This window comes from Sphingomonas parapaucimobilis NBRC 15100, from assembly GCF_000787715.1.
In the GTDB taxonomy this organism is placed as follows: Bacteria; Pseudomonadota; Alphaproteobacteria; order Sphingomonadales; family Sphingomonadaceae; genus Sphingomonas; species Sphingomonas parapaucimobilis.
Window position 1 is genome coordinate 12,546 of record NZ_BBPI01000064.1, and the last position, 13,643, is coordinate 26,188.

Annotated in this window: 14 protein-coding genes; 7 read left to right on the forward strand and 7 right to left on the reverse strand. The window is 67.5% G+C overall.

Annotation, left to right across the window (positions count from 1 at the left end; translation table 11 throughout):
- Positions 1-4: 4 nt before the first annotated feature.
- From SP5_RS10795 to rpmF, 5 genes are all read right to left on the reverse strand, one after another.
- Positions 5-370 carry a MerR family transcriptional regulator gene (locus SP5_RS10795; RefSeq protein ID WP_042488273.1) on the reverse strand — a complete coding sequence of 122 codons (366 nt, stop codon included), beginning with the start codon at positions 368-370 and terminating at the stop codon, positions 5-7.
- Entirely contained in the window at positions 354-653 is a 300-nt protein-coding gene (locus tag SP5_RS10800; RefSeq protein WP_042488275.1) for an integration host factor subunit alpha, read from the reverse strand. The genes SP5_RS10795 and SP5_RS10800 overlap by 17 nt, the downstream gene beginning before the upstream one ends.
- A 91-nt stretch (positions 654-744) precedes the next feature.
- Complete coding sequence (locus tag SP5_RS10805) at positions 745-1,713, reverse strand: beta-ketoacyl-ACP synthase III (protein WP_042488277.1); 969 nt, start codon at positions 1,711-1,713, stop codon at positions 745-747.
- Positions 1,710-2,738, reverse strand: coding sequence for a phosphate acyltransferase PlsX (gene plsX / locus SP5_RS10810; protein WP_042488279.1), 1,029 nt, complete (start codon positions 2,736-2,738; stop codon positions 1,710-1,712). Before plsX ends, SP5_RS10805 begins: the two co-directional genes overlap by 4 nt.
- 39 nt (positions 2,739-2,777) lie before the next feature.
- Positions 2,778-2,957 carry a 50S ribosomal protein L32 gene (rpmF, locus tag SP5_RS10815; RefSeq protein ID WP_042488281.1) on the reverse strand — a complete coding sequence of 60 codons (180 nt, stop codon included), beginning with the start codon at positions 2,955-2,957 and terminating at the stop codon, positions 2,778-2,780.
- Between the two features lie 204 nt (positions 2,958-3,161).
- Here rpmF and SP5_RS10820 point away from each other — a divergent pair, with 204 nt between their 5' ends.
- Both SP5_RS10820 and SP5_RS10825 read left to right on the forward strand, forming a co-directional pair.
- Entirely contained in the window at positions 3,162-3,596 is a 435-nt protein-coding gene (locus SP5_RS10820; protein ID WP_042488283.1) for an MAPEG family protein, read from the forward strand.
- Positions 3,596-5,236 carry a M28 family metallopeptidase gene (locus tag SP5_RS10825; RefSeq protein WP_042488286.1) on the forward strand — a complete coding sequence of 547 codons (1,641 nt, stop codon included), beginning with the start codon at positions 3,596-3,598 and terminating at the stop codon, positions 5,234-5,236. The genes SP5_RS10820 and SP5_RS10825 overlap by 1 nt, the downstream gene beginning before the upstream one ends.
- 102 nt (positions 5,237-5,338) lie before the next feature.
- On the opposite strand, the gene SP5_RS10830 is transcribed toward SP5_RS10825, so the two are convergent.
- Positions 5,339-6,013, reverse strand: a complete 675-nt coding sequence (locus tag SP5_RS10830; RefSeq protein ID WP_042488290.1) for an MBL fold metallo-hydrolase — start codon at positions 6,011-6,013, stop codon at positions 5,339-5,341.
- 67 nt (positions 6,014-6,080) lie between these two features.
- Here SP5_RS10830 and pabB point away from each other — a divergent pair, with 67 nt between their 5' ends.
- From pabB to msrA, 3 genes are all read left to right on the forward strand, one after another.
- Complete coding sequence (gene pabB, locus SP5_RS10835; protein WP_245613467.1) at positions 6,081-7,844, forward strand: aminodeoxychorismate synthase component I; 1,764 nt, start codon at positions 6,081-6,083, stop codon at positions 7,842-7,844.
- A gap of 54 nt (positions 7,845-7,898) precedes the next feature.
- Complete coding sequence (locus SP5_RS10840; RefSeq protein WP_042488293.1) at positions 7,899-9,098, forward strand: pyridoxal phosphate-dependent aminotransferase; 1,200 nt, start codon at positions 7,899-7,901, stop codon at positions 9,096-9,098.
- A 601-nt stretch (positions 9,099-9,699) separates the two neighbouring features.
- Complete coding sequence (msrA, locus tag SP5_RS10845) at positions 9,700-10,365, forward strand: peptide-methionine (S)-S-oxide reductase MsrA (protein ID WP_157013677.1); 666 nt, start codon at positions 9,700-9,702, stop codon at positions 10,363-10,365.
- 143 nt (positions 10,366-10,508) lie between these two features.
- On the opposite strand, the gene SP5_RS10850 is transcribed toward msrA, so the two are convergent.
- The gene (locus SP5_RS10850; RefSeq protein WP_042488296.1) at positions 10,509-11,441 is read right to left on the reverse strand and encodes an ABC transporter ATP-binding protein; all 933 of its coding nucleotides are present in this window, start codon (positions 11,439-11,441) and stop codon (positions 10,509-10,511) included.
- A gap of 98 nt (positions 11,442-11,539) precedes the next feature.
- Here SP5_RS10850 and SP5_RS10855 point away from each other — a divergent pair, with 98 nt between their 5' ends.
- Positions 11,540-11,773 carry a zinc-finger domain-containing protein gene (locus SP5_RS10855; RefSeq protein ID WP_042488299.1) on the forward strand — a complete coding sequence of 78 codons (234 nt, stop codon included), beginning with the start codon at positions 11,540-11,542 and terminating at the stop codon, positions 11,771-11,773.
- Positions 11,774-11,992: 219 nt separating this feature from the next.
- The gene (tldD, locus tag SP5_RS10860) at positions 11,993-13,423 is read left to right on the forward strand and encodes a metalloprotease TldD (RefSeq protein WP_042488302.1); all 1,431 of its coding nucleotides are present in this window, start codon (positions 11,993-11,995) and stop codon (positions 13,421-13,423) included.
- Positions 13,424-13,643 lie beyond the last annotated feature (220 nt).

Consider the following 13,643-nt stretch of genomic DNA (forward strand, 5'->3'; position numbering starts at 1 on the left):
AAACTCACCGCCCGGCCCGGTCGTCCCAGGCGAGTCCCTCGACCAGCGAATCGCGGATCGCGCGCAGGATCGCCGCCGGATCGTCCTTGGCCCGCGATTCGCTTTCCAGAAGCTGCTGCACGCCGCGCACCGTATAGCCCTGCTGGTTGAGCAGCTGGTCTATGCGCCGGATCAGCGCCATGTCCTCGGGCCGGTAATAGCGGCGATTGCCCGCGCGCTGCACGGGTTTCAGCTGCGGAAAGCGGCCTTCCCAGTAACGCAGGACATGCTGCGCCACGCCGGTCTCACGCGAAACCTCCCCGATGGTGCGCAATGCACCATCGGCCTTGCCGCCATCCGCGGGCCGTTCGGGCCTATCCCGCCGCGACAATGCGATCGCGCATCATCTGGCTGGCGCGGAAGGTCAGCACGCGGCGCGGTGCGATCGGCACCTCCACCCCGGTCTTGGGATTGCGGCCGATCCGCTCCCCCTTGTCACGCAGCACGAAGGTCCCGAACCCCGAAATCTTGACGTTCTCGCCCCGCGACAGTGCCTCGCACATCTCGACGAGAATCTGCTCGACCACATCGGCCGAGTCGGATCGCGACAAGCCGACTTCCTGATGCAGCGATTCTGCCAGGTCGGCGCGCGTCAAAGTTCCAGCGTTCGTCATGTGGCCATCCCCCAATGGTATCTGGCGATCCGGTATCATACCGCCCGATGGGACCGAAAGGGATTTATCTCGCTCAATGTCAATCGATTGTTCAGAAGCGTATCACCGCGGCACCCCATGTGAACCCGCCGCCCATCGCTTCCAGGACCAGAATGTCGTTTTCGCGGATGCGGCCGTCGCGCACGGCCGTGTCGAGCGCAAGAGGCACCGAGGCCGCCGAGGTATTGGCATGGCGGTCGACGGTGACGACGACCTTTTCGGCGGGCAGGTTCAGCTTGCGCGCGGTCGCGTCGAGAATGCGGGCATTGGCCTGGTGCGGCACGACCCAGTCGACATCGGCCGAGGTCAGGCCTGCGAGGCCCAGCGATTCCTCCATCACCTGTGCCAGATTGACGACGGCGTGGCGGAACACCTCGCGCCCCTTCATCCGCAGCTTGCCGACGGTGCCGGTGGTCGAGACGCCGCCATCGACATAGAGCAGGCCGTTGTGGCGGCCATCGGCATGCAGCTTGGTCGCCAAGATGCCGCGTCCGCCTTCATCGTCGCTCTCGCGCGCTTCGAGCACCATCGCACCCGCGCCGTCGCCGAACAGGACGCAGGTGGTGCGATCCTCCCAGTCGAGGATGCGGCTGAAGGTTTCCGCACCGATCACCAGCGCGCGGCGCTGCACGCCCGAACGCAGCATCGCATCGGCGACCTGCACGGCATAGAGAAAGCCCGAGCAGACGGCGGCCACGTCGAACGCAACACAGTCGTTGATGCCCAGCATCGCCTGGACCTTGGTGGCGGTCGCCGGGAAAGTCTGGTCCGGGGTGGCGGTGGCCAGCACGATCAGGTCGATGTCCTGCGCCGACAATCCGGCGGCGGCGATCGCGGCCTTGGCGGCGTCGGCGGCCAGCGTCGCGGTCGTCTCTTCGGGACCTGCGATATGGCGGAAGCGGATGCCGGTCCGCTCGACGATCCATTCGTCGGAGGTGTCGACCTCTTGCGCCAGTTCTTCGTTCGACACCCGCCGGGTTGGAAGGGCCGACCCCGTACCCGTGACGATCGAACGAATCATGCGGCGTCCTCGAAATTCAGGAGATCCTCGGCGATACGCCGGGTCAGGTCGGCGCGCACCATCTTGGCCGCATTGCCGATCGCGGTGGCGACGCCCAGTTCGTTGGCGCTGCCATGGCTTTTCACCACCACGCCGTTCAGGCCCAGGAAGACCGCGCCATTGTGGTTGTTGGGGTCGAGATGGTCGCGCAGCAACTGCGTCGCCGGGCGCGAGATCAGGAAGCCGATCTTCGAGCGGGTCGAGGAGCGGAAGGCGCGCTTCAGCAGGTCGCCGACGAAACGCGCGGTCCCCTCGGCGGTCTTGAGCGCGATATTGCCGGCAAAGCCGTCGCACACGATCACATCGACTTCGCCACGGGCGAGCTGATTGCCCTCGATAAAGCCGGTGAAGTTCAGCGGCAGGTGATTCTGGCCGCGCAGCACGGCGGCGGCGTCGCGAATCTCGTCGGTGCCCTTCTGATCCTCGGACCCGATATTGAGCAGCGCCACGCGCGGATTGTCGAGTTCCAGCAGAACGCGGGCATAGGCCGCGCCCATGACGGCGAACTGGACGAGATTGCGCGCATCGCACTCGGTATTGGCGCCGAGGTCGAGCATGACGACGTCATTGTCGCCCAGCGTCGGCAGCGGCGCGGCCAGCGCGGGCCGGTCGATGCCGGGAAGCGTGCGTAGCGACAGCTTGGCCATCGCCATCAGCGCGCCGGTATTGCCCGACGACACCATGGCGGCGGCGCGACGCTGTTTCACCAAGTCGATGGCGATGCCCATCGACGTGACGCGCGCACGCCGAATCGCCTGGCTGGGCTTTTCGCTCGAGCCGACGATTTCGGGCGCATGCACGATTTCGGACGCGGCGGACAGATTGGGATGGGACTTCAACCCCTCCGCAATCTGCGCCTCGTCACCGACCAGGAAGAACCGCATGCCCTCGAAACGGCGTCGCGCTCTGGCGACACCCGCGAGCATCACGGCCAGCCCGTCGTCGCCGCCCATCGCATCGACGGCGATCCAGGCGTTATCGGCCATGGGTATCCTCTAACGGTCGTTCAGGTGAAGGTGGAGGGATCAGCCCTCGACCGACACGACCTCACGGCCGTTATAATGGCCGCAGGCGGTGCACAGATTGTGCGGACGCTTCAGCTCGCCGCAGTTCGGGCATTCCTGGAATGCCGCGACCGTCAGCGAGTCGTGGCCACGGCGCATGCCGCGCTTGGAGGGCGAAGTCTTTCTCTTGGGGACGGCCATTGCGGCACCTTATCAATCGAACAATGGGTGGAATACGCCACGATCAGCACCCATTGCGCGCCCGGATCGTCGACCCGGCCGCGTGAGCACCCAGCCGGACGCATCGCGAAGCCCCGCGCCTATAGCGAGTTTTGCCGATGTTGCAAGCGCGGGCGCCAAATGGCACTCCCCGGTATCCGGCAATTTACAGGAAAGACGGCATTTATGGTCCTGCCCGTTACGCTCAGCATCGCGGCGGCGGCCGCCATCGTCAATTTGTGGCTGGCGCTGCGAATCGTCATGGGCCGATTCCGCGGCAAGGTGATGATCGGCGACGGCGGCGATTCGCGACTCGTGGCGGGCATGCGAGCCCAGGCCAATTTCGTCGAATATGCGCCCTTCGTCCTGATCCTGATGGGCCTGATCGAGCTGGGCGGCGGATCGTCCTTCTGGCTGTGGATAGCGGGCGGTGCGTTCATCGTGGCGCGGATCGCCCATGGCTGGGGCATGATGCGACCCGCACCCAATATCGGGCGGGCCGGGGGCGCGATCGGCACCTGGGCGATCCTGGCGCTGCTCGCCGGTTGGGGAATCGGGATCGTCTATGCTGCGCAGGCCGTTCCTGCCCCGACCACGACCGTCGTAAGGATCGACCGCTGATGATTCGCCTGCCCCTGACCGGCCTCGCCGCCCTGATGCTGACGGGGTCGCTGACCGCCGCCGCGCCCGACCCCATATCGCCGCGGCGCCTGTCGGCCGATGTGAAGACGCTCGCCTCCGACGCGTTCGATGGCCGCGCGCCGGGCACGCCGGGGGAGGCCAGGACGGTCGACTGGCTGGTCGCGCAGTTCAAGGCGATGGGCCTGCAACCCGGCGGCCCGGATGGGCAATGGACGCAGGCCGTGCCGCTGATCCGAACCCAGACCGGGCAAGGGACGATGCGGGCGGGGGCGATGCCGCTGGTGCAGGGGCAGGGCGTCTATGTCTCGACCGTGCGGCCGGTCGACCGGGTGGCGATCAAGGATGCGCCCATGGTGTTCGTCGGTTACGGCGTCCACGCGCCGGAGCGCGGCTGGGACGACTTCAAGGGCGTCGACCTGAAGGGCAAGATCGCCGTCTTTCTGGTCAACGATCCCGATTTCGAGGCGGTGGCGGGCGACGATGCCAAGGGCAGGTTCGGCGACCGGCGCATGACCTATTATGGCCGCTGGACCTATAAATATGAGGAAGCCGCGCGGCAGGGCGCGATCGGCGCGCTGATCGTCCATGATACGCCGGGCGCGGGCTATGGCTGGGCGACGGTGACCGCGCCGGCGGGCGAGAATTACGATATCGTCCGCAGCGACCCGACCTCGCGCATCCTGTTGCAGGGCTGGCTGTCGGGCGAGTCGGCAAGCCAGTTGTTCGCCGCCGCCGGACTGGACCTGGCGCAGCAGCGGGCGCGCGCAAGGCGTGCGGACTTCCGGCCGGTGGAATTGAAGGGGCAGACCTTCTCCGCGGACCTGCCCGTCACCACCGTCCGCGCCGAAAGCCGCAACGTGCTGGCCAGGCTGCCCGGCAAGACGCACCCCGATGAAGTCGTGATGTTCGGCGCGCATTGGGACGCCTATGGCAGGGGCGCACCGGATTCGCAGGGGCGGGTGATCCGCCCCGGCGCAAACGACGATGCGCTGGGCGTGGCGGGCGTGCTGGAACTGGCGCGCGCGTTCAAGGCGGCCCCGCCAACCGACCGCAGCCTGGTCTTCGCGCTATGGACCGGCGAGGAGCGCGGGCCGCTGGGGTCGGAAACCTATGCGGTGAAGCCGGTCTATCCGCTTGGCAAAACGGTCGCCAACCTGACGCTCGACATACTCCAGACGGCGGGACCGGCGCGGGACGTGATGCTGGTCGGTGACGGGCAGAACGACCTGGAGGACCGGCTGAAGGCCGCGGCGGGTGCGCAGGGCCGTACGGTGACGCCCGAGGCGCTGCCCGAGCGCGGGCTGTTCTATCGCGCCGATCACTTCTCCGTCGCGCGGCGGGGTGTGCCGACGCTGCTGCTGATGGCGATCAGCGGCGCGCCCGATCTGGTCGCGGGCGGGCGGCCTGCGGGGCAGAAGTGGCTGGACGGGTATATGCGCTGTTACCACCAGACCTGCGACGCGTGGGACGCGAACTGGGACCTGCGCGGGGCGGCGGCGGATGTCGGGCTGCTGTACCGGATCGGGCGCGATCTGGCCGATGGGCGAGACTGGCCGGAATGGCGCACCGGGTCCGAGTTCAAGGCGATTCGCAGCGAGAGTGCTGCGGAACGGCGGTAATCCCTTGGCCTTCGACTTCGCTCAGGCTGAACGGGGTTTAGGGTTTAGACCCAGCCCCTACATCCGTTCAGGCTGAGCGAAGTCGAAGCCCACGCGAAACCCTCACCCCAGGCCCAGAACCCGGTCCGCGACGAACGCATTGCTCTGCCGCTCATGCCCGAAGGTGCTGGGCTGGCCATGGCCCGGAATGAACGCGGTCTCGTTCCCCAGCGGCCACAGCTTTTCGACGATCGAGCGGATCAGCGTGTCGTGATCCCCGCCCGGCAGGTCCGAGCGACCGACCGATCCCTGGAACAGCACGTCGCCGACCAGCGCGAAATGCGAGGGCGCGTGGTGGAAGATCACATGGCCGCGCGTATGGCCCGGCGTCTCGTACACATCCAGGGTCAGGTCGCCGATCGTCACCGTGTCGCCCTCCGACAGCCAGCGGGTCGGCTCCAGCACCTGGGCGGGGATGCCGTAAGCCTGGCCATCCTCGTCCAGCCGCGCGAGCCAGAACCGATCCTCTTCCTGCGGCCCCTCGACGGGCACCGACAAGGCGTCGGCCAGTTCCTTGGCGCCGCCCGCATGGTCGATATGGCCATGGGTCAGCAGGATCTTCTCGACCGTCACCCCGGTCTTGGCGATGGCGTCATGGATACGCGGCAGGTCGCCGCCGGGATCGACCACCGCCGCCTTCATCGTCGCGGTGCACCACACGATCGAACAATTCTGCTGAAGCGGGGTGACGGGCACGATCGCGGCCCGGAGCGGCGGGTTCTGGGGAGCACTGGTCATGCCCCGGCGATAAGGGCTGGGACGGCCCGGGCCAATCGATACTTGCATGGGGGGGCAGGCGACGTGCATGGATCGTCATTCCATGGTGCGTCCCCTTCCTCCTTTCGTCCTGCTCGACGACGCCCGTGACGGGGGAGCGGCGGCGCGTCTCTATGCGCGGCCGGTCGGCATCGTCACCGCGCACCGGGCGGAGGAGGTTCGGGCGGCACTCGACGCCTTGCGCACGGCGCGGGCAAAGGGCCTCGAGGCGGTCGGCTATCTGGCCTATGAGGCGGGCGTGGCGTTCGAGTCCGGCGTGCCGCCTCGCGCGATCGGCGGTCCGCTTCTTTGGTTCGGCCTGTTCGAGGGATATGAGGCCGTCACGCCGGAGTCGCTGCTTCCCGATCCCGCAGGGGGCTGGATCGGCGAGATGGTGCCCGAACTGGACGCCGCGCGCCATGCCGAGCAGTTCGCCGCCGTCCAGGCGCTGATCGCGGCGGGCGACCTGTATCAGGTGAACCAGACCTTCCGTGCGACCGCCCCCGTGCTCGGCGATCCGCTGGCGCTGTATGCGGGCCTGCGTGCCCGGTCGCGGGCGGGCTGGGGCGCGGTGGTGGCGACCGGCGAGGCGACGATCCTGTCGCTGTCCCCCGAACTCTTCTTCGCGCTCGAAGGGGGCAGGCTGACCGCCCGGCCGATGAAGGGCACCGCACGGCGCGAGGACGATCCCGCCGCCGATGCGCGCGCGGCGCAAGGCTTGCGCGACGATCCCAAGCAGCGCGCCGAAAATCTGATGATCGTCGACCTGATGCGCAACGACCTGTCGCGGGTCGCGCGGGCGGGCAGCGTCGCCGTGCCCGAGCTGTTCGCGGTCGAACCCTATCCGACGGTGCATCAGATGGTGTCGACCGTCACCGCCGATCTGGCCGAGGGGCGTGACGCGCTGGACGTGCTGGCGGCGCTCTTTCCCTGCGGCTCGATCACCGGCGCGCCCAAGATCCGCGCGATGCAGGCGATCGCCGAGGTCGAGGATTCGCCACGCGGCCTTTATACCGGCGCGATCGGGCGGTTGGACGCGAATGGCGACGCGATGTTCAACGTCGCGATCCGCACCCTGGTCTGGCCCGAGGGCGAAACCCGCGCGACGCTGGGCATCGGCTCCGGCGTCGTCGCCGACTCGGTGGCGGCGGCTGAATGGGACGAGTGTCTGGCCAAGGCCGCGTTCCTGGCCGGGGGGCGACCCGATTTCGACCTGATCGAGACCATGGCCTTCGATCCCATCGAGGGCATCCAGCATCTCGAGGTGCATCTGGCGCGGATGAAGGCGAGCGCCATCGCGCTGGGCTTCACGTTTAATCGGCATGATGCGCGCAACGAACTGCAGGCGGCGACCTTCCGCCTGCGCGATGCCCGGCGCATCCGGTTGCTGCTGGCGCGGAGCGGCGCTTTGGTGGTCGAGGTCGGCCCCGCGCCCGCCCGCTTCGATGGCGTCATGCCGGTGCGGGTCGTGCCGCTGCCCGTCTCGCCGTGCGACCTGCGATTGCGGCACAAGACCAGCGCGCGCGGCTTCTACGACACGGCGCGGGCGGCGGCGGGGACCGGCGAAGTGGTGTTCGAGACCCCCGACGGCCTGTTGACCGAGGGCAGCTATACCTCGCTGTTCGTGCCGCGCGGCGATGTGCTGGTGACGCCGCCGCTGTCGCTCGGGCTGCTGCCCGGCGTGCTGCGCGCGCATCTGATCGAGGCGGGCCGCGCAATCGAGGGCACGCTCACCCGCGCCGACCTGCAAGACGGATTCTTGCTTGGCAATGCGCTTCGCGGATTGTTTCGTGCGGAGATGGTTGCGGATTGAGCCGCTGACGGTCTAAGGGCCACGCGCAATCTCCTGACGCAAAGGTTCCGTTTCATGCAGCCCTCCGCCGCGCTCGGCCGTATCAGCCCGTCCCCCACGCTCGCCATCACCAGCCGCGTGATGGAGCTGAAGCGCGCCGGTGTCGACGTGATCGGGCTGGGCGCAGGCGAGCCCGATTTCGACACGCCGGACTTCGTGAAAGAGGCGGCGATCCAGGCGATCCGCGACGGCAAGACCAAATACACCAATGTCGACGGCACGCCCGAGCTGAAGGCGGCGATCGCGGCCAAGTTCGCGCGCGACAACGGCCTGACCTACAAGGCCGACCAGATCAGCGTGAATGTCGGCGGGAAGCACACCCTGTTCAACGCGATGGTCGCGACGATCGACGCAGGGGACGAGGTCGTGATCCCCGCGCCCTATTGGGTCAGCTACCCGGACGTCGTCCAGTTTGCGGGCGGCGTGCCGGTGATCGTGAAGGCCGGACCCGAACAGGGCTACAAGCTGACCCCCGAGGCGCTCGACGCGGCGATCACGCCCAGGACCAAGTGGGTCATCCTCAACTCGCCGTCCAACCCGACGGGCGCGGGCTATACCGCCGACGAACTGAAGGCGCTGGGCGAGGTCATCCTGAAGCACCCGCATGTATGGGTCTTCGCCGACGATATGTACGAGCATATCGTCTATGACGGCTTCCGCTTCGCCACCATCGCGCAGGTCTGCCCCGAGCTGTACGAGCGCACGCTGACGGTGAACGGCTGTTCCAAGGCCTATGCGATGACCGGCTGGCGCATCGGCTATGCGGGCGGCGCGCCCTGGCTGATCAAGGCGATCGCCAAGCTCCAGTCGCAGTCGACCTCCAACCCCTGTTCGATCGCGCAGGCGGCGGCGACCGCGGCATTGACCGGCGACCAGAGCTTTCTCGCCGAGCGCAACCTGGCGTTCCAGGCGCGGCGCGACATGGTAGTGGCGATGCTCAATGAGATCGAGGGCATGACCTGCCCGACGCCGGAGGGCGCCTTCTATGTCTATCCGTCCTTTGCGCCGCTGATCGGCAAGTCGACGCCCTCGGGCCGGTTGATCGACAGCGACGAGGCGTTTGTCGGCTATCTGCTCGACGATGCGAAGGTGGCGGCGGTGCAGGGCGCGGCGTTCGGCCTCTCGCCCGCGATGCGAATCAGCTATGCGACCTCGGACGCGCTGCTCAAGGAAGCCTGCACCCGCATCCAGACGGCCTGCGCCGCGCTGAAATAATTTGCCGCTCAAGCGGTCGCGAAAGCCAGTCAGTCCGGCCAAGATGCCGGATTGGCTGGCTTTTTCATGGGTCTATATGCGGTGCAGCAATAAGGCTTAACTGTGGCATGAACGACACGTCCACGTGCCGTTAATGCAGCGTTTCTATAAACGCCATTGTCGGAACGGCGCCGATCGACCAGATGGCGCCCGGATGATCGCTCGCCCCACCGGGGAGTGACCCGCTAAGACAGGTGAAGTGACGATGCGTGCCCTCCTCAAGTCCAGTTTCGTGTGGCAGTTCGCCGGCGGATTTGCGCTGGGAGCCTTGGGTCTCGTGGTCCTTCACCCCGCCGAAGCGCCCAGCCGTTACGGTTCGGCGCCGGTTGAGGCGGTTCGCTAAGGGGCTTCTTGGCGGGATGATTCCCGTGGCCTTCGACTTCGCTCAGGCGGAACGGAGGTGGGGAAAGGCTTAATTACACCACCGCCGTTCAGGCTGAGCCCTTCGGCTGGCTGGCAAGCCAGCCGCTCAGGATAAACTTCGACGCAGCGCGTCGAAGTCGAAGCCCACGCTTCACCGCCTGCCCCTAGCCGAACCTCAAAAACACCCCATATCCCGGCGATGCGCAATATCCTCTGCATCGCCCTGGTCGCGACCGCATTCGGAGCGGTCGCCCTGTCCTCGCTCCCCGCCAGCGCGGAACGCGCCGTGCCGCTCCCCAAGGCAGCGGTCGACGTGCCCGCGTCGCCGCGCCCGCAGGTGGCTGTGCTCGCGGGCGGCTGTTTCTGGGGCATGGAGGCGGTGTTCGAGCGGGTGAAGGGCGTGCGTTCGGTGACGGCGGGCTATGCAGGTGGCCGCCGCGAGGATGCAAACTATTCCGCCGTCTCGACCGAGCGGACCGGCCATGCCGAGGCGATCCGCATCACCTATGACCCGCGCCAAGTCTCCTACGCCACGCTGCTGCGCGTCTATTTCGCGATCGCGCATGATCCGACCCAGGTCGGTGGCCAAGGCCCTGATCGCGGTCCCAGCTATCGCTCGGCGATCTTCGCCCAGTCGCCCGAACAGGCGAAGGTCGCGCGCGACTATATCGCCCAGCTGACCCGCGCCCATGCCTTCGCCAAGCCAATCACGACCCGGATCGAGCAGGGCGGCTTCTTCCCGGCCGAGGCCGAGCATCAGAATTTCTACGACCGCAACCCGACCTATCCGTACATTGTCCGCTGGGACAAACCCAAGGTCGCTGGCTTCCGCGCTGGCTTCCCGGACCTCGCGCGGGCGGGGTGAGCTCCCCAATTCCTCCCCCGCACGGGGAGGGGGACCATCCGCAGGATGGTGGAGGGGGATCGCCTCAAGGGGTGTCCGTTGTGGAAGCCCCCCTCCGTCAGCGCTTCGCGCTGCCACCTCCCCGTACCGGGGAGGAGTAATCCTCAGACGCTCACGCTCCGCGTCAGCGACAGGAACACGTCTTCCAGATCGGCTTCCTTGGTCGAGACGTCGACGATACCATACCCGTCCGCCTGCACCGCCGCGAGCACCTGGCCCGCATTCACCTTGTCCTTGGCATAGGTGATTTCCAGCGTGCGGCTGCCCTTCAGGACGATCTTGCCGAAGCTGGCATGGTCGGGCACCGCGGCCACGTCGCGGTCCACCGTCACCGCGACGATCTTTTCCTGCGCCTTGCCGACCAGTTCGCGGGTCGGTTCGTTGGCGACCAGGCGACCATGGTTGATGATCGCGATCCGGTCGCACAGCTCCTCGGCCTCTTCCAGATAGTGGGTGGTCAGCACCACCGTCACGCCCTGATCGTTGAGCGAGCGAACATAGGCCCAGAGCTGCTGGCGAAGCTCGATATCCACGCCCGCCGTCGGCTCGTCGAGCACCAGCACGGGCGGCGAATGGACCATCGCCTTGGCGACCATCAGGCGGCGCTTCATGCCGCCCGACAGGGTGCGCGAATAGGCGTTCGCCTTGTCCTCCAGATGCACCGCGCGCAGCAGTTCCATCGAGCGGCGCTGCGCCTCGGGCACGCCGTACAGCCCGCCCTGGATTTCCAGCGTCTCCAGCGGCGTGAAGAAGGGGTCGAACAGGATCTCCTGGTTGACGATGCCGATCGACGCCTTGGCGTTGCGCGGATGCTGGTCGATGTCGAAGCCCCAGATCGACGCCGACCCTTCGGTCTTCATCACCAGCCCGGCCAGGATGTTGATGAGCGTCGATTTCCCTGCGCCGTTCGGCCCCAGCAGCCCGAAGATCTGGCCCCTCGGCACGTCGAAGCTGACCCCGTCGAGCGCGCGCTTGCCGCCCTGATAGGTCTTGGCGATGCCCTGGATCGAAATGGCGGCTTCTGTGCTGGCGGTCATGGGCGTAGCGATAGGCCCGTGCGCGGGACAGGCCAAGCCGGTTTTGCCGCTCTTTGGGTAATTGCACGCGAGGCCACGCCTTGCTATCGCGCGAGCCTATGTTGCCGCCGCCCGAAACCACCCGCGTCACCCAGACCCGCGTCGCTTGCGACGGTGCCACCGACATTCCCGGCGGCGCTGCGCTCGGCCATCCGCGCGTGTGGTTGCAGATCGACGAGACCGGCTATGTCGATTGCGGATACTGCGATCGCCGTTTCGTGCTGATCGGCGGTCCGGCGGATGGGGCGGACCAAGCGCAGCTTCCCGATCATGGGGATGGCGCCGGGCGCTAAACCCCAACGCGAATGAGACTCGCGCCCCTCCCGCAAGCGGGAGGGGATGGGGGAGGGAAAGCCACGGGCGTTGGTCTCGGTGAGACTCCGTGCCCTCCCCAAACCCCTCCCGCCTGCGGGAGGGGCTCAAGAAGAGGGAACCCCGCCTGCGGGAGGGGAGAAGAAGGGGTAGCACGGCTTGGAGTTTCAAACCTCGGCCGGGCATCCTATATCCCCAAGATGACCGCCACCGACCCCCGCTCGTTCCTGTACCGCGACACGCTGGACCCGGACGCGGCGTTGCGCCTCACCGCCAGCGCCCTGTCGCGGGCGGACGATGGCGAACTCTATCTGCAATATAAGCGGTCGGAGGCATTCGGCTTCGACGACGGGCGGCTGAAGACGGCCAGCTACGACACCCATTCCGGCTTCGGCCTGCGCGCGGTGTCGGGCGAGATGACGGCCTTTGCCCACGCCAACGAGCTGTCCGAGGCCGCGATCCAGCGCGCCGCACAAACCATGGCGCTGATCGACCCGGCGAAGGGTGCCGCCGCGCCTCCGCCGCAGGGGACCAACCGACACCTCTACACCGCGACCGATCCGCTCGACCTGATCCCGTTCGCCGAGAAGGTGACGCTCTGCCAGACGATCGACGCCGCCGCCCGCGCGCGTGACCCGCGCGTCGTGCAGGTGTCGGTCGGCCTGTCTGGCAGCTGGAGCGTGGTCGAGATCGTCCGCGCCGACGGCTTCGTCGCCACCGATGTCCGCCCGCTCGTGCGGCTGAACATATCGGTCGTCGTCGAGCAGAATGGGCGGCGCGAGACGGGCAGCTTCGGTATCGGCGGGCGCTATCTCTATGACCGTCTCGTCGCGCGCGAGACCTGGGAGCGGGGCATCGACGTCGCGCTGAACCAGGCGCTGGTCAATCTCGACTCAGTTGCCGCGCCTGCGGGCGAGATGACCGTGCTGCTCGGGCCGGGCTGGCCCGGCGTGCTGCTGCACGAGGCGATCGGGCACGGGCTGGAGGGCGACTTCAACCGCAAGGGCACCTCGGCCTTTTCGGGCCGCATCGGCGAGCGGGTCGCCGCGCCCGGCGTCACCGTGGTCGATGACGGGAGCCTCGCCGACCGGCGCGGCTCGCTGTCGATCGATGACGAGGGCACGCCGACGCGCGAGGTCGTGCTGATCGAGGACGGTATCCTCAAGGGCTATATGCAGGACCGGCTCAACGCCCGGCTGATGGGCGTCGCGCCGACCGGCAATGGCCGTCGTGAGAGCTTCGCCCATGCGCCGATGCCGCGCATGACCAACACCTTCATGAAGGGCGGGCAGGACGATCCCGCCGAGCTGTTGTCGCGCGTCAAGAACGGCATCTTCGCCAAGTCGTTCGGCGGCGGGCAGGTCGATATCGTGTCGGGCAAGTTCGTCTTCTCCTGCACCGAGGCGTACCGGATCGAGAACGGCAAGCTGGGCGCGCCGATCAAGGGCGCGACGCTGATCGGTGACGGGCCGAGCGTGCTGACCCGGGTGAAGGGCATCGGCAACGACTTTGCGCTGGACGAGGGCGTCGGCGTCTGCGGCAAGGGCGGGCAGAGCGTGCCCGCCGGGGTCGGCCAGCCGACGCTGCTGGTCGAGGGGCTGACCGTCGGCGGGACGGCGCTGGCGGCGTAACTTAAAGTCCTCCCCTGTAAGGGGAGGGGGACCGCCGCGAAGCGGTGGTGGAGGGGGCGTGCCGCGAGGGCTGTCCTTGGGGAAGTCCCCCTCCGTCAGCACTGCGTGCTGCCACCTCCCCTTGCAGGGGAGGATTGAATGCCCAAAAATCGGGCAGATCAGACCGAATGCCTAAAAATTGATGCAGGTCGGTGCGCCATTCCTACCGCACCGCACCATA

Bases quoted from the DNA above. Each gene is read 5' to 3' on its own strand.
- SP5_RS10800 (WP_042488275.1), bottom strand. From the start codon at position 653: ATGACGAACGCTGGAACTTTGACGCGCGCCGACCTGGCAGAATCGCTG.
- SP5_RS10805 (WP_042488277.1), bottom strand. From the start codon at position 1,713: ATGATTCGTTCGATCGTCACGGGTACGGGGTCGGCCCTTCCAACCCGG.
- plsX (WP_042488279.1), bottom strand. From the start codon at position 2,738: ATGGCCGATAACGCCTGGATCGCCGTCGATGCGATGGGCGGCGACGAC.
- rpmF (WP_042488281.1), bottom strand. From the start codon at position 2,957: ATGGCCGTCCCCAAGAGAAAGACTTCGCCCTCCAAGCGCGGCATGCGC.
- SP5_RS10820 (WP_042488283.1), top strand. From the start codon at position 3,162: ATGGTCCTGCCCGTTACGCTCAGCATCGCGGCGGCGGCCGCCATCGTC.
- SP5_RS10825 (WP_042488286.1), top strand. From the start codon at position 3,596: ATGATTCGCCTGCCCCTGACCGGCCTCGCCGCCCTGATGCTGACGGGG.
- SP5_RS10830 (WP_042488290.1), bottom strand. From the start codon at position 6,013: ATGACCAGTGCTCCCCAGAACCCGCCGCTCCGGGCCGCGATCGTGCCC.
- pabB (WP_245613467.1), top strand. From the start codon at position 6,081: ATGGATCGTCATTCCATGGTGCGTCCCCTTCCTCCTTTCGTCCTGCTC.
- SP5_RS10840 (WP_042488293.1), top strand. From the start codon at position 7,899: ATGCAGCCCTCCGCCGCGCTCGGCCGTATCAGCCCGTCCCCCACGCTC.
- msrA (WP_157013677.1), top strand. From the start codon at position 9,700: ATGCGCAATATCCTCTGCATCGCCCTGGTCGCGACCGCATTCGGAGCG.
- SP5_RS10850 (WP_042488296.1), bottom strand. From the start codon at position 11,441: ATGACCGCCAGCACAGAAGCCGCCATTTCGATCCAGGGCATCGCCAAG.
- SP5_RS10855 (WP_042488299.1), top strand. From the start codon at position 11,540: ATGTTGCCGCCGCCCGAAACCACCCGCGTCACCCAGACCCGCGTCGCT.
- tldD (WP_042488302.1), top strand. From the start codon at position 11,993: ATGACCGCCACCGACCCCCGCTCGTTCCTGTACCGCGACACGCTGGAC.